The organism is Alkalilimnicola ehrlichii, from assembly GCF_003399765.1.
Lineage (GTDB): Bacteria > Pseudomonadota > Gammaproteobacteria > Nitrococcales > AK92 > AK92.
In genome coordinates, this window is sequence record NZ_NFZV01000002.1 from 92,580 (window position 1) to 116,512 (window position 23,933).

The 23,933-nt window shown below is 59.4% G+C and carries 22 protein-coding genes; 20 read left to right on the top strand and 2 right to left on the bottom strand.

What is annotated here, in order from left to right:
• The first annotated feature begins 140 nt into the window (after positions 1 to 140).
• From CAI21_RS02825 to CAI21_RS02890, 15 genes are all read left to right on the top strand, one after another.
• Positions 141 to 3,035, top strand: a complete 2,895-nt coding sequence (locus tag CAI21_RS02825; RefSeq protein ID WP_116300896.1) for an HzsA-related protein — start codon at positions 141 to 143, stop codon at positions 3,033 to 3,035.
• Positions 3,032 to 3,784: an SH3 domain-containing protein gene (locus CAI21_RS02830; RefSeq protein ID WP_116300897.1), complete on the top strand. Its 753-nt coding sequence runs from the start codon at positions 3,032 to 3,034 to the stop codon at positions 3,782 to 3,784. The genes CAI21_RS02825 and CAI21_RS02830 overlap by 4 nt, the downstream gene beginning before the upstream one ends.
• A 20-nt stretch (positions 3,785 to 3,804) precedes the next feature.
• Positions 3,805 to 4,437, top strand: a complete 633-nt coding sequence (locus CAI21_RS02835; RefSeq protein ID WP_116300898.1) for an outer membrane beta-barrel domain-containing protein — start codon at positions 3,805 to 3,807, stop codon at positions 4,435 to 4,437.
• A gap of 24 nt (positions 4,438 to 4,461) precedes the next feature.
• On the top strand, positions 4,462 to 5,001 hold the full coding sequence (locus tag CAI21_RS02840; protein ID WP_220347735.1) for an AraC family transcriptional regulator: 540 nt from the start codon (positions 4,462 to 4,464) through the stop codon (positions 4,999 to 5,001).
• Positions 4,998 to 5,381: a hypothetical protein gene (locus CAI21_RS02845; RefSeq protein ID WP_116300899.1), complete on the top strand. Its 384-nt coding sequence runs from the start codon at positions 4,998 to 5,000 to the stop codon at positions 5,379 to 5,381. Before CAI21_RS02840 ends, CAI21_RS02845 begins: the two co-directional genes overlap by 4 nt.
• Positions 5,354 to 6,895 carry a tetratricopeptide repeat protein gene (locus CAI21_RS02850; protein ID WP_116300900.1) on the top strand — a complete coding sequence of 514 codons (1,542 nt, stop codon included), beginning with the start codon at positions 5,354 to 5,356 and terminating at the stop codon, positions 6,893 to 6,895. The genes CAI21_RS02845 and CAI21_RS02850 overlap by 28 nt, the downstream gene beginning before the upstream one ends.
• Positions 6,892 to 7,587: a tetratricopeptide repeat protein gene (locus CAI21_RS02855; protein WP_116300901.1), complete on the top strand. Its 696-nt coding sequence runs from the start codon at positions 6,892 to 6,894 to the stop codon at positions 7,585 to 7,587. The genes CAI21_RS02850 and CAI21_RS02855 overlap by 4 nt, the downstream gene beginning before the upstream one ends.
• Positions 7,584 to 9,701, top strand: coding sequence for a tetratricopeptide repeat protein (locus tag CAI21_RS23055; RefSeq protein ID WP_181919234.1), 2,118 nt, complete (start codon positions 7,584 to 7,586; stop codon positions 9,699 to 9,701). The genes CAI21_RS02855 and CAI21_RS23055 overlap by 4 nt, the downstream gene beginning before the upstream one ends.
• Positions 9,679 to 10,239: a tetratricopeptide repeat protein gene (locus tag CAI21_RS02860; RefSeq protein WP_181919235.1), complete on the top strand. Its 561-nt coding sequence runs from the start codon at positions 9,679 to 9,681 to the stop codon at positions 10,237 to 10,239. Before CAI21_RS23055 ends, CAI21_RS02860 begins: the two co-directional genes overlap by 23 nt.
• A complete protein-coding gene (locus CAI21_RS02865; RefSeq protein WP_116300903.1) occupies positions 10,236 to 10,514 on the top strand; it encodes a hypothetical protein in 279 nt (92 codons plus the stop codon). Before CAI21_RS02860 ends, CAI21_RS02865 begins: the two co-directional genes overlap by 4 nt.
• Positions 10,515 to 10,581: 67 nt before the next feature.
• Positions 10,582 to 11,244, top strand: a complete 663-nt coding sequence (locus CAI21_RS02870; protein WP_116300904.1) for a MotA/TolQ/ExbB proton channel family protein — start codon at positions 10,582 to 10,584, stop codon at positions 11,242 to 11,244.
• On the top strand, positions 11,241 to 11,750 hold the full coding sequence (locus tag CAI21_RS02875) for an ExbD/TolR family protein (protein WP_116300905.1): 510 nt from the start codon (positions 11,241 to 11,243) through the stop codon (positions 11,748 to 11,750). The genes CAI21_RS02870 and CAI21_RS02875 overlap by 4 nt, the downstream gene beginning before the upstream one ends.
• Before the next feature lie 112 nt (positions 11,751 to 11,862).
• Positions 11,863 to 12,249 carry an ExbD/TolR family protein gene (locus CAI21_RS02880; RefSeq protein ID WP_116300906.1) on the top strand — a complete coding sequence of 129 codons (387 nt, stop codon included), beginning with the start codon at positions 11,863 to 11,865 and terminating at the stop codon, positions 12,247 to 12,249.
• Positions 12,246 to 13,199: an AgmX/PglI C-terminal domain-containing protein gene (locus CAI21_RS02885; RefSeq protein ID WP_116300907.1), complete on the top strand. Its 954-nt coding sequence runs from the start codon at positions 12,246 to 12,248 to the stop codon at positions 13,197 to 13,199. Before CAI21_RS02880 ends, CAI21_RS02885 begins: the two co-directional genes overlap by 4 nt.
• 263 nt (positions 13,200 to 13,462) lie before the next feature.
• Positions 13,463 to 14,488, top strand: a complete 1,026-nt coding sequence (locus tag CAI21_RS02890; RefSeq protein WP_116300908.1) for a class I SAM-dependent methyltransferase — start codon at positions 13,463 to 13,465, stop codon at positions 14,486 to 14,488.
• Here the strand turns inward: CAI21_RS02890 and CAI21_RS02895 are convergent.
• Entirely contained in the window at positions 14,485 to 14,718 is a 234-nt protein-coding gene (locus tag CAI21_RS02895; RefSeq protein ID WP_116300909.1) for a hypothetical protein, read from the bottom strand. The genes CAI21_RS02890 and CAI21_RS02895 overlap by 4 nt on opposite strands.
• Positions 14,719 to 15,026: 308 nt before the next feature.
• Between CAI21_RS02895 and CAI21_RS02900 the strand changes: the two genes are divergently transcribed.
• The 4 genes from CAI21_RS02900 (at position 15,027) to CAI21_RS02910 (ending at position 21,126) form a co-directional block, all read left to right on the top strand.
• Complete coding sequence (locus CAI21_RS02900) at positions 15,027 to 17,207, top strand: malate synthase G (protein WP_116300910.1); 2,181 nt, start codon at positions 15,027 to 15,029, stop codon at positions 17,205 to 17,207.
• 226 nt (positions 17,208 to 17,433) lie between these two features.
• Positions 17,434 to 18,333 (top strand): sensor domain-containing diguanylate cyclase, encoded by a 900-nt coding sequence (locus CAI21_RS02905; protein WP_116300911.1) that lies wholly within the window; start codon positions 17,434 to 17,436, stop codon positions 18,331 to 18,333.
• 544 nt (positions 18,334 to 18,877) lie between these two features.
• Positions 18,878 to 19,375, top strand: a complete 498-nt coding sequence (locus tag CAI21_RS22845; protein WP_147305022.1) for a diguanylate cyclase family protein — start codon at positions 18,878 to 18,880, stop codon at positions 19,373 to 19,375.
• A 110-nt stretch (positions 19,376 to 19,485) separates the two neighbouring features.
• Positions 19,486 to 21,126, top strand: coding sequence for a putative bifunctional diguanylate cyclase/phosphodiesterase (locus tag CAI21_RS02910; RefSeq protein WP_258868896.1), 1,641 nt, complete (start codon positions 19,486 to 19,488; stop codon positions 21,124 to 21,126).
• A gap of 122 nt (positions 21,127 to 21,248) precedes the next feature.
• Here CAI21_RS02910 and CAI21_RS02915 read toward each other — a convergent pair whose 3' ends face one another.
• Positions 21,249 to 22,913: a long-chain fatty acid--CoA ligase gene (locus tag CAI21_RS02915; RefSeq protein ID WP_116300913.1), complete on the bottom strand. Its 1,665-nt coding sequence runs from the start codon at positions 22,911 to 22,913 to the stop codon at positions 21,249 to 21,251.
• A 392-nt stretch (positions 22,914 to 23,305) separates the two neighbouring features.
• Here CAI21_RS02915 and CAI21_RS02920 point away from each other — a divergent pair, with 392 nt between their 5' ends.
• Complete coding sequence (locus CAI21_RS02920) at positions 23,306 to 23,902, top strand: GbsR/MarR family transcriptional regulator (protein ID WP_116300914.1); 597 nt, start codon at positions 23,306 to 23,308, stop codon at positions 23,900 to 23,902.
• The last annotated feature ends 31 nt before the right edge of the window (positions 23,903 to 23,933 follow it).

A 23,933-nucleotide genomic window follows, 5' to 3' on the forward strand; every position in this document is an offset into this window, starting at 1 on the left:
CCGCTAGATAGCCGGCAAGCCCGCGCCTGGCGGTTTCTGCGTACAGGATCGTTAAACGTTAGTCGGAAAATACAGCCGTCTCGAACGCTCGTTATTTTTCCGACCAGCCGGAATCGACAGTACTAGGGAACTAAGCTCGCATGGATGCGATAAGCGTACGATCAGCCACGCTGGTTAGCGTTGTTCTGCTGGCAACCTCGCTAGTAAGCGGCTGCGGGGGCGACAGCGGCAGCAACAGCATCGTTTTCGAAGGCGACTTTCCGGTTGCCTTTGTCGAACGAGACATCGAGCTCGTCGACAACCCGGTAGACCCGGTAGACTTCCGCCCCGGCGGCGACCTTTATATCGCCGAACTGGCCGCGGCGAGTTCTCGTGTCCGCAATGTCACGCGCTCCTATACTCAAGGACAGGGCGATGTCGCCGATCCCAGCGCCTCTTACGACGGAACGCGCGTCGTGTTCGCCATGCGCGGAGCCAACGACCCCACCTGGAACATCTGGGAATACGACACCGAAGCCGGCGAACTCAGTCGCGTCATAGAAGACGACGAAATTGCCCACGCGGGCGACGATCTCTCTCCCGCTTATTTGCCGGACGGCCGAATCGTTTTCTCCTCCAACCGCCAGGAGAAAACACGGGCGCTGATGGAAGCCGAAGGCGTCGAGCCCTATGCCTATCTCGACCAGGCACAACGTCAAACGGCCACCGTGCTGCACGTCATGAATAGCGACGGTAGCAGTATTCAACAGATTTCCTTCAACCCCAATCACGACCGCCACCCCAGCATTCTCATGGACGGCCGGATCGTCTACTCGCGCTGGGATAAGGCCGGCAGCGTCAGCCGTTTCCCGATTTACACCACCCATCCCGACGGCACCGAAACGACAGTGCTCTACGGCGCCAACAGCGCCGGCGCCAACTTCCTGCACCCGCAAGAAATGCCCGACGGCCGACTGATCGCCTCGATTCTGCCTCAGTCAGGCACCTACCAAGGCGGTGCGCTGGCCATTATCGATTACGCTGCCTACTACGACGAAGACAACCCGATTGCCGGCGCCGGCGGCGCAGGCTCCGCCCAAACGCGCCCCAACCTGTTCGAAATTCCCTTCGACAACGGCCCTTCCGCCTACGGCCGTTTTGCCACTCCGCATCCCGTCTGGGATCGCAACAACAAAGTGCTCACGGCATTCACCCCCTATCAGGCGGCCGTGCGCGACAACCCGTTGACCGGCGAACCGGAAGCGGCGGAAGGGCCGCCGGTCTATGGCATCTACGTGCTCGATCTGGACGAGCAGTCGCAACGCCCGATCGCCTTGCCGCCACGCGGCAGGATGCTCACCAATCCGGTGGCCTTAGTGCCGAGAAGCACACCTGCTAACGCACCCGGCACAACTGTGGACGCTGAGCTGGCGGCGGAGGACAACGGCTATGGTGGCGAGGGCATGGGTATCGTCAACATCAACAGCGTCTACGATAGCGAGCTGTTCGACCTGCTCGAGGACAGCGTTCTCGTTCCGGGCGAAGAACTTCCCCGCACGCCGGGCGGCCGCGTCGACGTGGCGCAACTTCGAAATCCGGCACTCGCCACCGCCGCCGAACGCCCCGCCCGCTTCCTACGCGTCTCCCGCGCCGTCCCAATGCCGCCGGGACTCCCTCGCGGCGTCATCGGCACCAGCCCGTTTCCCATGCAGCAACTGATCGGGTACGCCGAGATCGAACCGGACGGCTCGGTGCGCGTAAAAGTCCCCGCCGACATGCCACTTTCCCTTGCGGTTGTCGACGCTTACGGCCGCTCGCTCTACCGTTATCCGGGGTGGTTTCAGGTTCGCCCCGGCGAAACGCACACTTGCACCGGCTGTCCATCGCGGCAGTGGGAACAACCGCAAAACCGCGACCGGGCGGGCGGCACTTGGACGAACGCCACCTCGCAGTTCAGCGGTCAGGCCGGCGAAACCATGGCAGAAGCTCGCACCCGTATCCAGCCATCCCGACTGGATCTGATGGCCGATATTCTTTACCAGGACGTATGGACCCATAGCGGGCTCGCCGAGCGCGACCCCGACCCTGACATCGAAGTGACGTACGAGCGCATCCGCCCCGGCTTCGACCCGCCGGAAGACGGCATTATCAATTACCCGCAACATATCCAGGAATTACTCTGGGAGAAATGGCGCGACGGCATAACCTGTATCGCTTGCCACAGCGCCGGTCAACAAGCCGGTGGGCTAAACCTAGAGAACACATTGGGCGCCTCCGGTCGCCTTGCCTCCTATGACGCCTTAACCAAAGGCGCACCCATTATCGATCCCGAAACCGGCTTACCCGAGGTGGAGGTCGTCGACGGCCGCGTCACCATTCGCCGCGAACCGGCTTTGGTCGATGTCGGCCGGGCCGATCAGGGCGCACGCACCAGCCATTTGATCGAACGCATGCTGGAAACCGAGCTACGCTCGGGACGAGAAATGCCGGACCTCGACGAAGCCGGCGTGTTCGATCACCGCGATATTCTCTACGAATCGGAGCTGCGTATTCTCATCGAGTGGGTTGAGCTTGGCGCGCAGTACTACAACGATCCGTATCGGGACGCCGTAGAAGATCCCGAAACCGGTTTGGAAGAAGAGCGCAGCTTCGAACTCGCCGATATCCGCGGGCGCGTACAGGGGTTGAGCGAGAGCACCTTCATCGATCAAATCCACCCCATTTTGATGAACGACTGCGCAGCGTGCCACCAAGCCTATACGAGCCAGGATGGCTTACCGAACCTTGAGGAGCCAAACCCCGGCTTTAACGCTAATCGGTTCATTCTAACCGGCAACCCGAGCAGCGACTTCAACATGGCTCGCGCCATGATTAACAACGTGTGCGAGCCCGACCAAAGCGATCTGTTAAGGCGGCCGAGCAGCACCGAAAGTAATGCCTTGCCGCACCCCAATCGACCGGAGAGCAGCACCCCCGTACTCGATCCGGAAGACCCCGATTACGTGGCCATTTTCAACTGGATAGCCGCCGCCGTTAGCGAAGAGGCGTGCCCATGACGCGAACAAGAATACCACTACTCTGGCTAGCTTTACTGCTGAGCGGGCTTGCGCAGCCGGTTGCCGCCGACAACCTACGCCAACCGGTCCGCGCCGTCGTCGGCGCCCCTTATATCGACCTGCATACCGGCCCGGGCCGCGGATACCCGATCTTCCACGTATTCCAGCGCGGCGACGAAGTAGAAATAGTCTCGCGTCGCACACAATGGCTGCGGCTACGAAACGATAGCGGTATCGAAGGGTGGACTCCTATCGAAGACCTCGGCCCCTTAGCCGATACCGAAGGCCGGCCGCTAACGGTGCGCCGGATCGAACGGACCGATTATCGATCCCGCCGCTTTGAGTTCGGCATCGTCGCCGGCGTACTGGATAACGACGGTGCGGCCGGCGTTCGCTTAACCTATCACCTGACCGCGCTCTTCGCCGGCGAACTGGGCTACACCCATGTGCCGGGCACTTTCTCAAGCACCCGCGTCTACAACCTTAACCTCGTGGTCAGCCCCTTCTCCCATCTCAACTTCGAACCCGTCTTGACCGTCGGCGCCGGCTACTTCGAGAACGTGCCGCGCCCGACCTTGGTCGACGGCGAGCCGATGGACGATAGCAGCGCTAACTTCGGGGTCGGCATCCGCAACTACTTCAGCGACAACTTCCTTTTACGGGCGGACATCCGCCACCACATCGTGTTCGTCGACGACGACAACGAAGGCTTTACGGAGGCAACCGTCGGGTTTGCCGCCTTCTTCTAATCGCACGGGGGGTACACACAATGAAGCGTTGGCTCGTGTTTCTCATTCTACTCGCGTTCGGCAGTATCGCGGCCGCCCAAATCCCCGAGCCTCGGGAACGCCAAGCACAAGCTATCGAACCGCGCCTAGAGCGGCCGGACATCGTCATCCCACGCATCGACGACGAGAACTTCGAGTTCAACCTCTTTGTCGGCGTGCTCAGCATCGAGAACTTCGGTAGCGACTTCGTATACGGTTTACGCGGCGCACTGCACGTAAACGAAAGCATTTTTTTCGAAGCAAGCTTCGGCCTCTCCGAAGTCAGCGACCGTAGCTTTCGGCGGCTTGGCATCCCGCTCTTTGGCAGTCAACGCGAGGACGTCGAGTACTACAACCTCTCGATTGCCTACAACGCCTTCCCAGGCGAAGTATTCCGAGGCGACGGCCGCGTTTACAGCAGCACGCTGTTCCTCGTCGCGGGCGCGGGCAATATCCGCATCGCCAGCGAAGATTATTTCACCTACAACATCGGGCTTGGCTTCCGCATCTTGCCGAACGAATGGTTAAGCCTGCGCCTAGATGTCAGAAACCATATTTTCGACAACGACTTACTCGGCGAGAGCAAAACCACCCACAACCCGGAAGTCACTTTCGGCCTAGGTGTTTACTTTTAGGCCGATTATTGAGGAGAAGGACGCATGCCAAGGATTCGGCACGCAGTACTGGGGCTGCTGCTCGTGATCACCGCTCAGATCGCTCACGGCGAGCCGCGCGACGACTTCAGCCGGCTCGACCAAGACGTTCGCGCACTCAAACAAGACGTGCTCGAACTTAATCGCGACCTCAGGATTTTAGAGGAAGAACTGCTTTTCCCCGCCAACACACGATTAGCCGTCTTCCTCTCGGCAGACGTCGGCGAGCTGTTTCGTCTCGACTCGGTACAAGTACGGTTGAACGATCAAGTCGTCGCCAACTATCTCTACACCCCGGAAGAAGTCGACGCCCTCAACCGAGGCGGCGTCCAGCGACTCTACCTCGGCAACGTCCGCAACGGCGAACACGAATTAACGGCTTTCTTCGTTGGTTACGGCCCCCATGGGCGCGAGTACCGGCGCGCTACCAGCGTCAATCTCGAGAAAACCAGCGAGCCGGCCTATATCGAACTGCGCATCCAGGATTCCCAAAGAACCCATCAGCCCGAGTTTCTCGTCGAGCACTGGGAGTCAGAAAGACGATGACTGCGGCACGCAAACCGAGCCTAACCGCCACTCGCTCTCGGCTGCGGCGGACTATGCGGAGCGGGATCGGCCTCATTTTCGTATGTGCGTTAAGCGCTGTGGGGGCGGAGCCGGCATCCGCACCGCCCCCACGCGTTCAGGATCTGCATTTCGGCACCGTGCTGTTCGACTTCTATCGGCAAGATCACTTTGCCGCCCTGACGGAATTAATGACCGCGCAGCAACAAGAGCGCTTCGACTACCATCGAAACGAAGCCGAACTGCTTCGCGGCGGGCTGAAACTTGGATACGGGCTACACGACGAAGCCGAGGGCATATTCCGCCGCCTGCTGACGCGCGACGTCCCCCCGGTATGCGCAACCGAGCCTGGTATTACCTAGCGCGCACGGTTTACGAGAAAGGACTATACGAAGAAGCCGCGTCGGCACTGGCGGAAATCGAAGGCGAACTCGACATGGACCTGGCCGGCGAGCGGCAATTGCTACTCGCACTCATCCGCATGGAACGAGGCGATTTTGCCGGTGCCATAACCGCGCTCGAACCTTGGCAAGGCTCGCCGCGCAACCAACCCTACGCCGATTACAACCGCGCCATTGCCCTGATTCGCGAAGGCGACCGCGACGGCGGTGTCGAGCTACTCGCTCAAATTGGCGAGCTACGCGCTAGCGACCCCGAGCTTGAAGCGCTAAAGGATCGCGCCAATATCGCCGCCGGTTACGCGCTCCTGGAAGCCGAGCAACCAGCCGCAGCCCAAGCCTATTTGGCCCGCGTGCGTTTGGAAGGGCCGCAATCCAACCAGGCCCTCCTACTCGCCGGCCTCACCGAAAGCGCCCAAGGCCGCCACCGCGAAGCATTGGCGCCTTGGGGCCTACTGCGCGACCGACCGGCCGACGACCCTGTCGTACAACAGGCGTTACTGGCTATCCCGCAAGCACATGCCGATCTTGGCGCCTATCCGCAAGCCGCCGCGCTGTTCGAAGAATCCATCGACATTCTCAACCGCGAGATGGACACGCTCGACAGCATCATGCGCCGGATTGCAGCCGGCCAGCTAATCGCGGCACTGGCCTTGGAAGAAGCCGTCGATGCCGAGAGCGGCGAGCGCGCCGGCATACCCGGCCACCGTTACCTTATCGGCCTGCTATCGGGGCATCACTTCCAGCAAAGCTTTCAGAACTTTCTCGACCTGCGCGCCCTGCACGATAACCTCACCTACTGGGCCGACAGCATGGACAGTTTTCAGCACATGTTGGAAGCCCAACACGCTCGCTACAGCGGCCAAGTACCGGAAACCGAGCGCCTTATTGCCGCGCTCGACGAAGCCCCGCTACGAGAACGCTATCAAGCGCTGCAGGAACGGCTCGATGCAGCCGAGGCCGAAGGCGATATCTTATCGATGGCAACCGTCGCGGAGCGGCGGCAGTGGGAACAGCTACGCGAAATCGACCGCGACCTCACCGTTCTCCCACCGACCGGTGGCATCGTCGATCTACAAGTAGGCTTCTGGAGTTTTCTCGGCGATTTCTTACAACAACTCGACGCCGACTTCCAACCCCGGCTCGATCATCTGCGCCAGTCCCTGGCCGAGGCCGGAGCCGATATCGATCGGCTGGCCGTTCGTCAACGTGCGGCGGCGGAAGTACAGGCCGAAGCCCTAGCCCGCTTCGAGCGTTATCAGAACGACATCGCCGCTCGTCAAGCACGACTCGAAGCCACCTTGCCGCGGGTTGAAACCGCACTCGACGAACACCGCGATTACATCCAAGCGCTGGCCTTGCAAGAGCTGGAACTGCGCCGAGAGCACCTGAAAGAGCAGCTGTTACAGGCTCGCTATGCTCTAGCCCGCGTCCACGACCAAGCTACGCGCGCGCGCCCTCAGGAGACTTCCCGATGACGCGACGTATCACCCTCAGCATCTGCCTGCTTTGGCTTCTCGCCGCTTGCAGCAGCACTCCCGAGCCCGAACCGAGCACCATCGGTTCGCTCGAACAGGCGGCCGAACCGGAGAGGAGCACCGAGGCCGATACGCAACAGGCAGCGGAAGCGTCGCAGCAACTGCCCACCGATACCGGCGACCGACGCCGCGCAATCGAAGCCTATGAGCGTTTTCTAGAAGAAGCGCCAAGCTCCGAGTTACGAGCCGAGGCCATGCGACGGCTTGCCGATCTACGGTTTGAGGAAAGCGAGGAGCAAGCAGCCGAAGCCGCCAGCGATAGCCAAGAGATTCCACAGGAGGTTATCGATCTCTACGAGCAACGGCTGCGGGAGCACCCTGAACACCCCGATAACGATCAAGTGCTATATCAGCTCTCCCGCGCCTACGATTATCGCCAGGACCGAGAAGCCGCCATGCGCGCCCTGGAGCAACTCGTTCGCGAGCACCCGAACAGTCCGCTATTGGCCGAAGCGCATTTCCGCCGCGGCGAAAGCTACTTCATGGCCCGCGATTTCGCCCAAGCTGCCGCTGCTTACGAAGACGTGCTTGCGCTTGGCGAAGAGACGTATTTTACGATCAAGCGCTCTACAAGCTCGCTTGGTCGCAGTTCCGCCTCAGCCAATACGAACACAGCATCGACACCTTCATGACGCTGCTCGAATTCAGCGCCGTGGAAGACCGCATCGACCCCGAAGCACTCACCGGCGCGGAACGAGAACGCGCCGAAGATGCTCTCCGCGCCGTGGCCCTTGGTTTTTCCTATCTGGACGGTGCCGAAGCGATAACCCACTACTTCGACACACGCGGCCGCCGCGACGACGAAGACGTCATCTACCGCCAACTGGCAAACCAGTACCTTGCCAAAGAACGGTATAGCGACGCGGCCACCACCTTTCGCGCCTACGTGGAGCAAAACCCGCGCGATCACCGCGCGCCGGGCATGCAACTGCACGTCATCGAAAGCTACCGGCGGGGCAATTTCCCAAGCCGCGTGCTGGCAGCCAAACGCGAGTTCGTCGAGTTATTCGACTTCGACAGTCCGTTTTGGGACGGCCGCGAAGCGGCCGACTACCCGGGCGTTGTCAAACAGCTCGAAGGCAGCCTGACCGACCTTGCTCGGCATCACCATGCGGCCTATCAGCGACACGGGGAGGAGCAACACTTCGAACTGGCCGTCCAGTGGTATCGCCATTACCTGAAACACTTCGACGGTACGCCCCCTGCGCAGGCCATGCATTTTCTGCTCGCAGAATTACTCTTCGAACACGAAGACTATGCACAAGCAGTCGTTCACTACGAACACAGCGCCTACGCTTTCGAAGCGGACGAGAACGCCTCTACCGCAGGGTATGCCGCACTGCTGGCCTATCATCGGCATGGCCGCGACCTTGACGGCGACGCCGCCGAAGCCTGGGAGCGTCGCGAACTCGACAGCGCCGGGCGCTTCAGCCAGCGCTTCCCCGACCACCCGCAAACCCCAAACGTTCTCGCTCGGGTTATCGACCGCCGGTTTCAGCTCGGCGATCACGACATCGCCGACGCCGCCGCTCGGCGGCTGCTTGAGCACTACCCCGATACCGCCCCGCGCCTACAACTTACCGCCTGGAGCGTCTTAGGACACATTCGCTTCGAGCGCCAAGCCTACCCTGCGGCAGAAACCGCCTACGAAGAAGCACTCGCCTTACCCGAACTCCCTAGCGAGCGAGCGGCACCGTTGCAAGAAGCACTGGCTGCAACCATCTACCGCCATGCCGAGCAACTGCGAGAGGAAGGTGAAGTGACCGCCGCGGTAGAAGAGTTTCTTCGAGTACCCGAGAGCGAGGTACAGGCAATCGCCGAGTACGACGCCGCCTCGCTGCTACTGAGCCATCAACGCTGGGAGCAAGCTGCCGAAGTACTCGATCGATTCCGCACTCAGCGACCCGATCACGAACTGACGCCGGAAGTCAGCCGACGCTTGGCCGTCGCCTACCGCGAGGCCGGCGCTGCCGGCCTCGCCGCAGCGGAATTCAGCCGGATAGCCAACGCCAGCGATGACGAGGACATCCGCCAAGACGCATTACAGGAAGCTGGCGAACTGTACCGGGAAGCCGGCGATTACGAGAAGGAACAAGCCGCTTTAGTCGCCTATGTCGACGCTTTTCCAGCACCGCTGGATCAAAACCTCGAAGCCCGCCGGCGCCTTATCGAATTGTACGCAGCGGATAACGACGCTCGCCAAGTCCGAGCGCAGCGCGAGGCGATTATCGCCGCCGACCGCGATGCCGGAGAACAGCGCACGCCCCGAAGCCGCTATCTCGCCGCCCATGCCCGCCTGGCGCTTGCCGACGAAGCTCGCGCCGCGTTCATGGCGATAGAACTAAGCAACCCGCTAGAGAGCAGCTTAGCGCGCAAGGAGCAACGGATGGAAGAAGCCTTGGCCGCCTACGAACAAGCAGCCGATTATCGCGTCGCTCAAGTAACCACCGCCGCCACCTATCGAACCGCGGAAATCTACGCTCACCTGGCCAAGGCGCTTTTGGAGTCCGAACGACCGCCAGGGCTCGATGCCGCAGCACTGGATGAATACGAACTGCTGCTGGAAGAACAGGCCTATCCATTCGAAGAGCAGGCCATTGAGCTGCACGAACTCAATATCGCCCGGACCCGCCGCGGCGTCTTTGACCAATGGGTGCGCCAAAGCTACGACGCGCTGGCGCAACTCATGCCCGCCCGTTACCGCAAACCGGAAAGGAGCGTGCATGTCATCGAAACCCTGGATTAAGACCATGGTCGTCTGCGCCGTACTGGCGCTGGTCGGTTGCGCTCACATGCCCGGCAGCGGCGTACCGGAAGAAGAATTCGGCCGTGCCGTAGCGCTGCTGCAAGACGAGCGTTACGAAGACGCCGTGGCCGTGCTGGAACCGCTAGCCGAACGCCGCCCGGACAATGCCAGCGTGGGTATCAACCTGGCTATCGCACACCGAGAGCTGGGCGACGACGAAGCCGCCAAGAAACGGCTCGAAAAAGTCCTTGCCCGCAACCCCGAACACCCGGAAGCCCACAATTTATACGCTATTCAGCTCCGGCGCCTGGGCCAATTCGACGATGCCCGAACCGCCTATCAGCGGGTCTTGGAACTGGCGCCGGAGCACCGACATGCCCATCTGAATCTAGCCATTCTTTGCGACATTTACTTGCACGATTTGGAATGTGCGCAGACCTACTATGACCGTTATCTGACCCTATCTAACAAAGAAGATAACGAAGTTCTTCGTTGGGTCGCCGATCTGGAACGGCGACGTTCGGGAGGGAAACCATGAGCGTACAGCGTCTACTGGCCACATTCGTAGCCGGGAGTATCTTGTTTTATTCCGCCGTCCATGCCGACGAGGAGCGCGATCTCGACGGGATGGCGGTCATCGGCAGCGAAGAACTGCCGAAAGCACTCAACATCGTGCCTTGGCGAGATGCCGAGCTGGGCCAAACGACTGCCCACGTCCGCCACGGGCTTAGCGACAACCCCTTAGAACCGCTGGACCGGGAAGTCTTTCAGCGGGAACTGCAATACCACCAATCGCTATCGGCACCCGACTAAATCCGACGCGCTCGGCATACGACACACGCCAACTACAAGTGCACAGGCATAAGGAGAGCAGGCGGTTATGGAAATCTACAACAGCATCGTGCAGTTCTTTCAACAAGGCGGTGTCTTCATGTACCCCATCATGGTGGTATTGGCACTGGGCCTTGCTATCGCACTCGAGCGCTACATCTACTTAAGCTACGCCGGTGCCCGCAACCGTAGCACCTGGGACCGCGTCATGCCGCTGATTCAGGCCGGCAAATACGACGAAGCACGGGCTTATGCGGAAAACTCCCGCACCGCCATCAGCAAAGTGCTGAGCTACGGACTGAGAAGGCTCGGCATCAGCCGCAAGCGCGACGACATCGAAATGGCGATGGAAGAAGGTTTGATGGAGGTGGTGCCACGCGTCGAAAAACGTACCCACTACCTCGCCACGCTTGCCAACATCGCCACCCTACTGGGTTTGCTGGGAACTATTATCGGCCTCATCGAAGCCTTTACCGCAGTCGCCAGTGCCAACCCCGCAGAACGCGCGGATATGTTATCGGCGAGTATTTCGGTGGCGATGAACACGACCGCCTTCGGCCTGATGGTCGGCATTCCGCTGCTGCTGATTCACGCCGTCCTACAAACAAAGAGCACACAGCTGGTCGACAGTTTAGAGATGGCGTCCGTCAAAGTCCTGAACCTCATTAACGGCGCGCAACCGCAACCGCAAACGCAGGAGGCTTTGGCGTGAAACGGTATCGGGCGCGCCGAGCTCGGCACCAGGAGGCCGCCGAACTCAATGTCACCGCGTTTATGAACCTGATGGTGGTATTGGTGCCGTTCCTGTTGATTCTCGCGGTGTTCTCGCGCATCACGGTTCACGAGCTCAACCTGCCGGGTAGCGGCGTTGCCGACGACGACCCGCCGCAGTTGCAGCTAGAGGTGGTGGTGCGCGCCGACCGTGTGGTGATAAGCGATCGTCGGCAAGGGGTGCTACAGGAAATCGAAAACCAGGATTCCGGTTACGATATCGAACGCTTGGCCGAGGCCTTAGTCAGCATCAAAACGCAAGCGCCGGAAGTCGACCGCGCAACCATCCTGCTGGAGCCTGAGATCGACTACCAAAGCTTAATTACGGTCATGGACACCGTTCGCGGCACCGCTCCCCACGGCTCCGAGGAGCAACTATACGAAGCCTTATTCCCACGAGTTTCCATCGGTGACGCCCCGGCGGGTGATGGAGGACCGGAAACATGAGCCTATGGCAACGCAACCGGCGCGGCCAACCGAAAGTTAATAAAGCCCGCCGCATGCCAAGCTTCAACCTGGTGGCCTTGATGGATATTTTTACCATCCTGGTTTTTTCCTACTGGTCAATTCCGCCGATGTGCAGGAAATCCCCAGTAGCCGCCAAGTCGAACTACCGGAGTCGGTGGCAGAAACGGCTCCGCGCGAGACCGTCATCGTTCACGTTGCGGCCGACGAAATTCTCGTCCAAGACCGACCGCTCGCCTCTACCGACGGGATACGCGAAGGGTCTGAGCTGATTATCGAGCCATTACGCGATGCACTCAGTAGTCAGCTAAACAACCTGCCCCCGGCGGCAAGGCAACAGGCGGAGGTAACCATACTGGGCGACCGCAGCATTCCCTACGATGTGTTACGACGCGTTATGGCCACTTGCACGGAGGCCGGCTTCAGCCAAGTTTCGCTAGCCGTCACGCAAACGGCACCGGAAGGAGGTGACAGCTTATGAGTACGACGTTAAACACGTCGTCCCCCATCCCGCCTCTACCTTGGTCACGGACGCCGGAGGAAGACCGTCAGTTTCGACGTATCCTACTGGTTAGTTTATTCCTATTCTTGATCGTAGGATTAACTGTTCCGTGGTTGCCGGTCATGCAACCGGAACCGGATGAAGTCGCCGACGAACCCCGGCCGATCGAAAGCTTGGTGTTAGCGCCTCGCGAAGAACAGCCGGAGCCTGCCGTCACGCCACCGGAGGAGCGGGCCGAACCCGAGCCGCAACCACAGCCGCCCACGGTGGCGGAAGAAACGCCGGCGGAACCGGCCGAACCCGAACCGGCACCGGCTCCCGCGGAGCCGAGCGCACGCGAGCGGGCGGAAGACTCCGGGCTGCTCGCCCTACGCGATCGGCTTGACAACATGCGCGGCAGCGCACCCTCGGCAAGCCTCGGCGAGGACGAACTCTCCGGCGAAGGCGCCGAAGCCAGCGAGCGCGAACGCCGTTTGGCCACCGCCGATGTCGAGGAAGGCAGCGGCGGCATCGACAGTTCGGCCGTCACCCAGGAAACCGGCGGCTCCGACGAGCTGGCAGGCCGTACCACTGCTCAGGTTGACAGCCCGGTAGGCGAGCGTGGCGGCGAACGCGCCGGCCGTACCCGCGATCATCAGCGCACCCGCACGGACGAGGAAATACAGCTTGTTTTCGACCGCAACAAAAGCGGCTTCTATGCCCTTTATAACCGCGCGCTCCGCGAAGACCCGACCTTGCAAGGCAAGCTCGTGGTCCGCCTGACCATCGCCCCTTCGGGGGAAGTAACGGCGGCGGAAGTCGTCTCCAGCGAATTGCAGGACTCCGAGCTGGAACAACGCCTGCTCGCCCGCATCCGCCAGCTCGACTTCGGCGCTAAAGATGTCGAACAAATCAGTATCAACTACCCGATCGATTTCTTCCCATCGTAAGGAACGCAGCACGATGGCTCACCCCCTCTCATCGAGTGCAAAAGCCGAGCGCGGCGTACCGCGTCCTACCCGCTCGGCCTATACCAGCACCCGCACAGGGGTAACACCGCTTTGCAACCGAGTCTTATCACTCCTTCCTACGAGGGGCCAGGAAACGGTGTGCTGCCCTCATCTGCATCAGTGTTTTCTTATTCAAGGCAAAGCCCCATATAAGCAGAGGTTTACTTCGCTTCGGCCGCGACAGCGATTGCCCGGGAGGGGTCATGAGTCAGAACGATTACCACCTACTGCAAACGCTCACCCAACAGGGCTTCCACCCCCCGCAAGCCTGGTTAGGCTATGCCCGTACCCACGGCATTCGCCCAGTGCCGGCCAAGAAGCTAACGCAGTGTCCGCATTGCGGTTCGCGCCACCAACACAAAATCGGGCAATACGTCTACTTCAGCCATTTAGTGAAATTAAATCAGTGCGGCAACTGCTTTCTACTCTACAGCGACACGCGCTTTCCCAATGAAATCATCGACCAGCACTTCGAACTCAATTACAAAGACGAAGCCTACTTCCTCCATCAACGGCGGCAGATCTTTCGCCAGATTGCGGATTTGGTGAGTTCGGCAGCGCCCTTGAAAGGCCGCATTTTGGACGTGGGCGGTGCGAAGGGACACCTCATGGCGGTCGTACAACGACAGCGCCCAGATTTGCAAATTACCGTAAATGACTTATCTAACGACGCCTGTGCCAGTGCCGCCGCGCACTTCGGCTTTGAGACGATCTGCGGCGGCTTAAGCTCGCTCGACGACGTCGTCCAGACGTTCGACGTCGTCGTCATGAGCGACGTTATCTATTATGAAGCCGATGTCCAAGCGCTGTGGCGCTTACTGCCGTCCTTAGTCGCCCCCGGCGGAACGCTGATTATCCGAATTCCCAATAAGCTCCTTCCCATCAAACTTTGGCAACGACTAAGCCGTCGTTTAGCGCCGCACAAAATCGATACGCGAGATCGCATTCCGCTCTTTAACCCCGAGCACCTGTTTATCTTTCCACCCCATTTTCTCGCGCAGCAGCTGCACCTAATCGGATTCCAGGCGATACAACGACTCCCCTCGCGCCCGCTGACAAAGCCCGGCGGCAAAGAAGTCGTACAACCGTTACTGCACACAGCCGCGCGCCTTGTCCATTCAGTGAGCAAAGGGCGATTGGTTATTAGCCCCTCGCTGCTGTTGATAGCAAACCGCAGCCAAGCTGACGACGCCGCACAGACACCGCACCTGAAGGCCGCCGGCGCTTAAAGTTTCAGATCGCGCGGCCACGCAACCAGCTCGTTGTGATCGGTAGTATCGATCGCCGACGGCCCGACCTGGCGCGTGTTCCAGGCATAATTTAATTTCGCATAGACAGTAGGCATTAACGCTTCCATTAACGTCGCGGCCTCGTCCGGCGCGTCCTCGATCTCATCGATCGTTTCCGCCAACGCCGCCAACGCATCTTGTAAAGTCACTAGATTCCACTCGGCATCCATTAATCTCGATCCTCAACTACAATGATGTCTGTTGTCGTCTCCGGCAGGCCACCCTTTTGGGCCCGCGCTTATTCTTGTCTTGTAACGCCATCGCGATAAAGTATCTATGGCCGCCGTTGATAAGCCGATAAAAAGATAATCTCATAGCCCGCATAGTCGAATAAAACATCGAAGGGTATGACCGTTCGGTCTACTTCGGGTACCATGGCAGGCTTTCGCGGCCGCGGCGAGGGGCTCCCGTTTTGCGGTAAGCGACCCAACGCTTTGTTTTAACAATTGAAGTATTGCAGTCAGAGAGGCAGTCAGACATGACAGAACGTGTTCAGGTTGGTGGCCTACAGGTTGCGAAAAACCTGTACGACTTGGTTGCTCAGGAGGCGGCACCCGGCACAGGGATCGAACCGGATGCGTTCTGGGCATCCCTAGAAGCTATCGTCAACGACCTCGGACCGAAAAATAAGGCCCTACTTCAGAAGCGTGACGAAATCCAGGCCACGATCGATGCCTGGCACCGGGAGCGCAAAGGTCAACCGCACGATGCAGCCGCTTATAAGCAATTCCTGACCGACATCGGTTATTTGCTACCGGAAGGCGAGGATTTCCAGATCACGACGGAAAACGTCGATCCGGAAATCTCCACCATCGCCGGCCCGCAATTGGTCGTGCCGGTTATGAACGCTCGGTATGCCCTCAACGCCGCGAACGCCCGCTGGGGCAGCTTGTACGACGCGCTCTACGGAACCGATGTCATTCCGGAAACCGACGGCGCCGCGAAAGGCCCCGGCTACAACCCTGTACGCGGGGCGAAAGTCGTCGAGTACGCTGCCAAGCTGCTCGATGAGTCCGCTCCCTTAGCGCAAGGCTCGCATAAAGACGCCACCGCCTACGCCGTACGCGACGGCAAGCTCGTCGTCAGCCTAAACGACGGCTCCGAGACGGGACCCAAAGATCCCGCCCAGTTTGCAGGTTACAGCGGCTCTGCCGACGCCCCGGTCGGCATCCTGCTGCGCAACAACAACCTGCACCTGGAAATCCAGATCGACAAATCCAGCCCGATCGGCCAGGATCACGCTGCCGGCGTTAAAGACGTCTTGCTCGAATCCGCCGTCACCGCTATTCAAGACTGCGAAGACTCCGTCGCCGCCGTCGATGCCGAAGACAAAGCGCTGGTGTATCGCAACTGGCTCGGCCTGATGAAGGGCGACCTGGCGGCCAGCTTCGATAAAGGCGGCCGTACCGTCTCGCGTAATCTTAATGCCGATCGCGAGTACACCGGCGCCGATGGCGGTCAGGTCCGCCTGCCCGGCCGCAGCCTACTGCTGGTCCGCAACGTTGGCCACCTGATGACCAATCCGGCCGTGCTGGTTAACGGCGAAGAAATCCCGGAAGGCATTCTCGACGGCATGGTCACCGTGCTGATCGCGATGCACGACCTACAGAAAGACGCCAACGCCCCGATTCGCAACAGCCGCAAGGGCAGCGTCTACATCGTTAAGCCGAAGATGCACGGCCCGGAAGAAGTCGCCTTCGCCTGCGAGCTCTTCTCGCGGGTGGAAGACGCGCTGGGGCTTACGCGCAACACGCTCAAGATCGGCATCATGGACGAAGAGCGCCGCACCACGGTCAACCTCAAAGAGTGTATCCGGGTTGCGAAAGATCGTGTGATTTTCATCAATACCGGCTTCCTCGACCGCACCGGCGACGAAATCCACACCTCCATGGAAGCCGGCCCGATGATTCGCAAAGAAGCGATGAAGGGTCAGCCCTGGATTCAGGCCTACGAGAACTGGAACGTCGACATCGGCCTGCGCGCCGGCTTCAAGGGCCGCGCTCAGATTGGCAAAGGCATGTGGCCGAAGCCGGACGAAATGAAGCAGATGATGGAAACCAAGCAGGGGCACCCGCTGGCCGGTGCTAACTGTGCCTGGGTACCGTCGCCGACGGCCGCGACGCTGCATGCTATGCACTATCATCAAATCAATGTACAGGCACGCCAAGACGAGCTCGCTAGCCGCGAACGCGCCAGCCTGGACGACATCCTCACCATTCCGCTGCTGGGCGACGAGCGCCCCTCGGCTGAGGAAATCCAACAGGAGCTGGACAACAACGCCCAGGGCATTCTCGGCTACGTAGTACGCTGGATCGACCAAGGCGTGGGCTGCTCCAAGGTGCCCGACATTAACGACGTCGGCCTGATGGAAGACCGCGCCACGCTGCGTATCTCCAGCCAGCACATCGCCAATTGGCTGTACCACGGTATCTGCTCGGAAGAGCAAGTCATGGCAACCATGAAGCGGATGGCCGAAGTGGTGGACCGCCAGAACGAAGCCGACCCGCTGTACCGGCCGATGGCGCCGAACTTTGGCGACAGCGTAGCCTTCCAGGCTGCCTGCGACTTAGTATTCAAAGGGCGCGAGCAACCGAGCGGCTACACCGAGCCAGTCCTACACGCACGGCGGCGCGAGCTGAAAGCGAAGCTCGGCGGCTAAAAGCCTACGACTCAGGCCCGCGAACGCCTAAGCGACAAAACGGAAGGAGGCCCTGTATTCACCGGGCCTCTTTTTTTGGTTCATTTCGGTTTGGCGGGGGCCTGCCCAGGAGGGCGAAACAGGACGCTATATACCACGACAGGCAATAGCGAGCCCATAAACACAATCCCACCAAAGCACAACGAACCTTTTTTGCGCACTGTATGGCCTCATCACAAATAATGCTATGAGAACGTCCGCCAACGCACCCGCGCAAGAAGCGCTGCTAAACAACATCACTGCCGCCTTGTCGCTTTCGATCTGGATTCTCGACAGCGATGGACGCTTTGTTGAACAGGTCGGCAAAAGCAACGCCGAGGTAGATCCTTTTACTCGCTCCCCACAGGGGCAGCGCCTTGATCAACTATTGCCGCGAGAGACCGTAGCCGAGGGCTCCGCCGCCCTCAGGGCTGCACTGATCGACGGCGCGACGCAAACCCTCTCCTACCGTCGCCCTGCGGACGATACCAAGCCGGAGCGCTGGTTCGAGCTGCAACTTACGCCCTTGCCTCCCACTACCGACACCCGAGCACCTCGCCTTAGTTGCCTGATACGCGATGTCTCAGGTTACAAATCGTTGCAAAACGACCTGGAGGCTGCCCGGGTTCTAGATCCGCTCACCGGCGTCCATAACCAACGCCACTTCATGAGTGTGCTGGATGCGGAGATCAAACGCCAGGAACGCTACAAGGAGCCCGTATCGCTCCTACTACTGGAGGTCGAACACTTCGAAGCCTTTCGCGAGGCCTACGGCGAGGAGACAGTTAATAGCTGCTTACAGGAAGTTGCACGCCTGATCCGGCAACAACTTCGGCATAGCGATATCCTAGCGCGTCTGGAAGAGGCCGAATTCGGCATTCTACTTATTAATACCCCGCTAGGATTGGCTAAGGAAGTGGCCGAACGCGTGCGCCGCCGTATAGCGCGAACGCCGGTAACCCTCCGCAACAAAACCCTACGCCTTACCGTCACCGGCGGCGTCACGGCCCATCGAGAAGGCGACTCGGCGTCATCCTTACTTTGGCGCACGGAAGAAGCCTTATTTCACAGCGAAACAGAGGGACGCAGCGGCATCCGGGTTACGTGACAAAAGTGGCGCATAAGTTCGTTTTTTATCTTTAAGAAAATCACGCGACAAAAACACAAAATGCCGCAAAACACTTGCCGCTATTTAGTGCTAGCCTTAAAGGAGACACTAATTTATTCCTTAGGATCTCTGCGAGACCTGAGGCGTGTCGTGGCAAGGCATTGCTCGCCGGTAACGGCCGTGTCGTCCTAGGCAAAAGCGACAACACCGGCACGGTGCGCCTCAGGCCCGCCCGAAAGGGCCGCGAGGAATAAATCAGTGTTCCACTAAACGATTCTCTTATAACGACAGGAGGGGGAAGCCCCCTTGAACAACCGGCGCTACCAATTAAGCTGCCCACCTACCAAAGGCACAAGAGGGCTACTCGGGCCGGCTTAATCGAAGTAACTCGCCGACGCAGACACGAGTGACGTGACCCATTCGTAGGGGGCCAGTCGCCATGCCAGTAGGCACGACGGCCTAGCAAAAGGGGGGAAACCCAACGCATGGGAAAAAAATAACAGAACAAACAAACTATAAGCACTACAACGGTACAGCGTTCCGCTTGGCAGCAGCGTTTCTCGCGATAGCGCTCGTCTGGATTTTCGCTTCGGATTGGGCGTTAGCGTATTTCATCGACGACCCGGCACTCATGACGAAAGCGCAGAACCTAAAGGGCGGCAGCTTTGTCATCGTTACCGGGATGATGGTGTTCTTCTTATCCCGCAATGCCTTACGCAAGCGCGATCAGCAACTAGCGTTCCTCGAAAGCGAGCGCAAACGCTTTCAAGTAACGTTCGACGATGCGCCGGTAGGCATCTCCCACATGACACTGGACCTTCGCTATACCTGGGTCAACCGGGCCCAACTCGCCCTAACCCCACTAGACATCGATGCCCTAGAGCAACACGGGCCGGAAGAAGTCACCCACCCGCTGGATTGGGAGCGCGAACTGCCGGAGCTGGAGCAACTTCGCCGTGGCGAAATCAATCACTATTCGATCGAAAACGCCTCCTACGCCGGAGCGGTCGCTACGCCTGGTGCTGGGTACGACGATCTCTGATTCGCACGCCGGACGGCCAACCCTCCTTCATCCTTACGGTAACAACCGATATCTCCGGCCGTCGTCGCACCCAAGAGGCCCTCCAGCAAGCAGCCAATACCCTCGCCAATCTGCAAGAAGCCGTGCTGGTCACCGACGGTAACGGCACCATACTGCGCGTTAATCCCGCATTCAGCCGCACCACCGGCTTCGGTCTTGACGAACTGAGTCCGAAATCTTGGCGGCATTTGCTCGATACCACCTATACCGATCGCGAAACCCTAAGAGAAGTCTTGCGTGCACGCAAAGGCAACCAATACTGGCGCGGCGAGCTGTGGTGCCGACGCAAAGACCAAGCCTCCTTCCCCGCCTTGGTCAGCCTATCCACCTATCACGACCCGCTGATCTCCGAAGCGCGCTACATCATCGTCTTCAGCGACATCAGCCACTACAAACAGGCCCAAGCGAAACTGGCTTTTCTGTCCAAGCATGACCCACTCACCGGCCTGAGCAACCGGGATCAGTTCCGCTTCGTGCTCAGTCACCGCCTGGACACCGGCAACCCGAGCAACCTCTGGATCTACTGCATCGGCCTGGATCGTTTCAAATCGATCAACAGCTCGCTAGGGGACGATGCCGGCGACCAGATTCTCCAACAAGTCGGCAAACGCCTGCTAACCTTGGTCGGAGTAGAGCACTTAGCTCGGCTAGGTAACGACGAATTCGCCGTACTTACCGAAGCGCTGGAAGATGCCGAGGAACAGGCCTCGCATTTTGCCATGCAGCTGCAATCGATACTTGCCGAACCCTATGAAATCGACGGCCGCCCCTTGTTCCTAACCGCCGGGGTCGGGGTTGCCCACTACCCTGACGACGGCGCCCAAGCCGACGACTTGCTGCAGGCCGCACAAGCGGCCATGGCGCAGGCCAAACAGTCAGGCCGGCAAGGGCTAAAGTTCTTCTCCGCCGAGCTAACGCAGGAAGCCCGAAGCCACATCGATATGATCGGGCATCTGCGCGGTGCCCGCGAACGTGGCGAATTCACCCTCTTCTATCAACCTCGGCTTGCCGACGGCTCCGACCAACTCGCGGTTGAGGCTCTGATTCGCTGGCAATCGCCGGAACTAGGCTGGGTGTCTCCCGGCGAGTTCATACCGCTCGCCGAAGATACCGGCTTAATTGGCGATATCGGTCGCTGGGTATTACATGAAGCCTGTCGCCAAGGCGCGTATTGGAACGATCATAGCTTACCGGTTCGGATCAGTATCAATCTATCGGTCGAGCAGCTACGCCATGCCGATATCGTCGACGATGTGTGCCAAGCCTTAGAAGCTTCCGCCCTGCCCCCGGAACTGTTAGAACTGGAAATCACCGAAACCATGATGGCGGCCGATCCGGAAGCCATTATCACCCTGCTGCGAGCATTAAAAAACTTAGGCGTAAGTCTCGCTGTCGACGACTTCGGCACCGGCTATTCTTCAATGAACTATCTCAAGCGCTTCCCGCTCGATTACTTAAAGATCGACCGCTCGTTCATAGAAGGTATTCCTGCCGACCCCGACGATTGTGCGATCATTCGCGCCATTGTCGCCCTCGCGCAGGGGCTGAAAGTACGCACCGTCGCCGAAGGCGTAGAAACGCCGGATCAACTCGCCTATCTGCGCGCGCTCGGCGTGGATGAGATCCAAGGTTTTCTCATCGCTCGACCGGCACCGGCCGACGACACAGAAACCTTTCTTCGCTCCCGCGAACCGCAGGCCCACAGCAACTAGTGGTCGATCGCCTTTCGCCTTGCCGGTTCGGCGGGCCGGAGAACGCAGCAACAAAAAACCGCCGCCTGGCACCCATAGCCAAACGACGGTTCTGCGCGCAAGCGGACAAGGAGCCTGAGCGACTACTTCTTAGCCGCCCACTCCTGCTCCTGCAAAGCACGCCACATCAACTTTCCGGTGGGCGATTTCGGCAGCTCGTCGACGATCTCCACGATCTCCGGCACCTTGTAGGCCGCCATTTCCGACTTACACCAGTCGACGATATCCTGCTCGGACACGTTCTCCCGCTCATCCGCCCGCAGAACGACACAGGCCTTCACCGTCTCGCCGCGCCGCGGATGCGGGCTGGAGATCACACACACCTCTTGAATGGAGGGGTGGCGATACATCAACGACTCCACTTCCGACGGCCACACCTTGTAGCCGGACACATTCACCATCCGCTTCACGCGATCGACCAGGAAGAAATAGCCATCCTCGTCGTAATAACCGAGGTCGCCGGTACGGAAAAAGCGCTTACCGTCGAATTGAACGAAAGCCGCTTCGGTTTCTTCCGGACGGTTCCAGTAGCCTTTGAACACACCCGGCCCGCTGATGATGATCTCGCCGGTCTCGCCAGGCTCAAGCTCCTTGAGCGTATCCAGGTCCACCACTCGCGTATCGACGTTGGGGATGGGCACACCCAGACATTGCGGCTTGGGCTTATCCCGAGGATTAATTAAGGTCGACGCCATCGTCTCCGACAAGCCATAACCCTCGATGTAGTCGAGCCCCGTCAATTGCTTGAGCTTGGCACCGATTGCCTCCGGCATAGCCGCACCGCCGCCGCTGATACTGTTCAAACTGCTGAGGTCGTAGTTCGCAATGTCGGGGTCGGCCAGCAAATCGATCGCCATAGTAACGATATTACGCCAGCTGGTGACTTTATAGCGCTGGATCAACTCGGCCGCGACACGACGATCCCAACGCGTCATCAGCACCATCAGGCCACCGTTGTAAATCGCCGAGTTCATGGACGTCTGCATACCCGTCACATGGAAAAACGGCAAGGTCGCTAAGGTCACCGATTCCGAAGTACTCGGCAACCACACCAAGCCGGCCACAATCGGCGCCATCACCGAGCGGTGGGTGTGAGCACAACCTTTAGGCGCGCCCGTCGTTCCCGAGCTATAGGGGAATACCGCATAATCTTCCGGCTCGGCCAAATGCGGCCCCGGCCGATGGCCGGCTGCCAAACAATCGGTCCAGGCGTGTACGCCTGCCTGCGTAATCGACTTCGCCGGCATGGCTACTTCGGCCGGCAAGTTGAGATCGGTCTCTTTGCGCACATACTCGCTGTACGCCGTCACGATGGCGTGCTTTAACGCCTCGCTACCGACCAGCGGCGACAATTGCGGGAATAACTCCTGCCCGCAAATGCAGACCGTAGCCCCCGTGTCCTTCAGATAGTGCTCAAGCTCGGCCGTCCGGTTCATCGGATTAACCGGCACCACCACCGCATCGGCGCGCAGAATCGCGTAATAGGCGATCACATACTGTGGCGAGTTCTGCATATAAAGCAGCACACGCTCGCCCCGAGCGACCCCCAGATGCTGTAAGTAACCTGCCAGCGCCTCGACCTCGCTATGCAGCTCACCGTAAGTCATCGTCGAGTCGTAATAGACGATGGCATCCTTACTCGGATAGCGGAGCGCAGTAATCTGGAGGTTGGTGTAGACGCTGGTCTCCGGCACCGTCAGGCTCCGGGGAGCGTATTCCGGCCAAACCTTATAGTGACGATCGAACATGAGCCTCTTTCTTCTCCTCGGTTTTCGTTCGACTTAAAGGCCGCCTGCTAGCTCGATTGAAGGCAACTAACCGACCGGTCGTCTGAATATATTGCCAGCGCAGCAGCGCCGGCACATACCCCTTTCCAAAACTCAGCATCAGGCAACCACGGAGAGCCGATTCAGTGCATCCAGACGTGGCCAATGGACGATATCCAGCCCGTCGCCGGCGCGCATACAAGATCGCACTTGACCTGCTGCGCGTCAATATAATGAAACCTAATTTCACATAATGAAACGGTAAAACGCCCTTTTACAATAATTCATAGCATGCTAATGAACTTCAATATTGCGCACATACCAAATTTTCTGTACTTTCTGTCTTGACTGAAATCAATGACAGAGGTGGTTCGATGGAACTCCCGCCGCTAAAGCAAGCCTTCGTACTGCACTTTGGGGAAATGGGCAGCCGCTGGGGTATCAACCGCACGGTTGGTCAGATCTACGCCCTGCTCTTCCTCTCCGACCGCCCCCTCAACGCCGAAGAGATCACGGCCACCCTGGGCGTCTCTCGTTCTAACGTTAGCATGGGTTTGAAGGAGTTAGACGCTTGGCGTCTCGTCCACCGCCGCCACCTGCCGGATGACCGCCGCGAGTACTTCGAAGCCCCCGACGACATCTGGAAAATCCTGCGCACGCTGGCCGAGGAACGACGCAAACGGGAGATCGACCCCACCCTGTCTATGCTGCGCGATGTATTGATGGAGTCGCCCACCACCGCCGAAGAACGCCACGCCCAAGCAAAGATGCGCGAGATGCACGACCTCATCGAGCTCGTCACCCGCTGGTCGGACGACGTCTTCCGTCTCGACAACGACAGCTTGCAGCAGCTACTCAGTCTCGGCGCCAAAGTCTCCCGCCTGCTGGAGATGAAGAACAAAGTGACGAACATCGCCAGCGGCAAATGGCGCCGCGAAGAAAACGGCAACGATAACGCCACCGACGACTAAACACCGTCAGCGCCGCAGCCGCGGCGCTCCC

What these genes read in the sequence shown, in the direction of transcription:
- CAI21_RS02850 (WP_116300900.1), top strand. Translation starts at nt 5,354, where the DNA reads ATGCGCAACCGAGCCTGGTATTACCTAGCGCGCACGGTTTACGAGAAA.
- CAI21_RS02825 (WP_116300896.1), top strand. Translation starts at nt 141, where the DNA reads ATGGATGCGATAAGCGTACGATCAGCCACGCTGGTTAGCGTTGTTCTG.
- CAI21_RS02845 (WP_116300899.1), top strand. Translation starts at nt 4,998, where the DNA reads ATGACTGCGGCACGCAAACCGAGCCTAACCGCCACTCGCTCTCGGCTG.
- CAI21_RS02900 (WP_116300910.1), top strand. Translation starts at nt 15,027, where the DNA reads ATGACAGAACGTGTTCAGGTTGGTGGCCTACAGGTTGCGAAAAACCTG.
- CAI21_RS02885 (WP_116300907.1), top strand. Translation starts at nt 12,246, where the DNA reads ATGAGTACGACGTTAAACACGTCGTCCCCCATCCCGCCTCTACCTTGG.
- CAI21_RS02865 (WP_116300903.1), top strand. Translation starts at nt 10,236, where the DNA reads ATGAGCGTACAGCGTCTACTGGCCACATTCGTAGCCGGGAGTATCTTG.
- CAI21_RS23055 (WP_181919234.1), top strand. Translation starts at nt 7,584, where the DNA reads ATGACGCTGCTCGAATTCAGCGCCGTGGAAGACCGCATCGACCCCGAA.
- CAI21_RS02855 (WP_116300901.1), top strand. Translation starts at nt 6,892, where the DNA reads ATGACGCGACGTATCACCCTCAGCATCTGCCTGCTTTGGCTTCTCGCC.
- CAI21_RS02905 (WP_116300911.1), top strand. Translation starts at nt 17,434, where the DNA reads ATGAGAACGTCCGCCAACGCACCCGCGCAAGAAGCGCTGCTAAACAAC.
- CAI21_RS02920 (WP_116300914.1), top strand. Translation starts at nt 23,306, where the DNA reads ATGGAACTCCCGCCGCTAAAGCAAGCCTTCGTACTGCACTTTGGGGAA.
- CAI21_RS02870 (WP_116300904.1), top strand. Translation starts at nt 10,582, where the DNA reads ATGGAAATCTACAACAGCATCGTGCAGTTCTTTCAACAAGGCGGTGTC.
- CAI21_RS02890 (WP_116300908.1), top strand. Translation starts at nt 13,463, where the DNA reads ATGAGTCAGAACGATTACCACCTACTGCAAACGCTCACCCAACAGGGC.
- CAI21_RS02895 (WP_116300909.1), bottom strand. Translation starts at nt 14,718, where the DNA reads ATGGATGCCGAGTGGAATCTAGTGACTTTACAAGATGCGTTGGCGGCG.
- CAI21_RS02830 (WP_116300897.1), top strand. Translation starts at nt 3,032, where the DNA reads ATGACGCGAACAAGAATACCACTACTCTGGCTAGCTTTACTGCTGAGC.
- CAI21_RS02835 (WP_116300898.1), top strand. Translation starts at nt 3,805, where the DNA reads ATGAAGCGTTGGCTCGTGTTTCTCATTCTACTCGCGTTCGGCAGTATC.
- CAI21_RS02860 (WP_181919235.1), top strand. Translation starts at nt 9,679, where the DNA reads ATGTCATCGAAACCCTGGATTAAGACCATGGTCGTCTGCGCCGTACTG.
- CAI21_RS02915 (WP_116300913.1), bottom strand. Translation starts at nt 22,913, where the DNA reads ATGTTCGATCGTCACTATAAGGTTTGGCCGGAATACGCTCCCCGGAGC.
- CAI21_RS02840 (WP_220347735.1), top strand. Translation starts at nt 4,462, where the DNA reads ATGCCAAGGATTCGGCACGCAGTACTGGGGCTGCTGCTCGTGATCACC.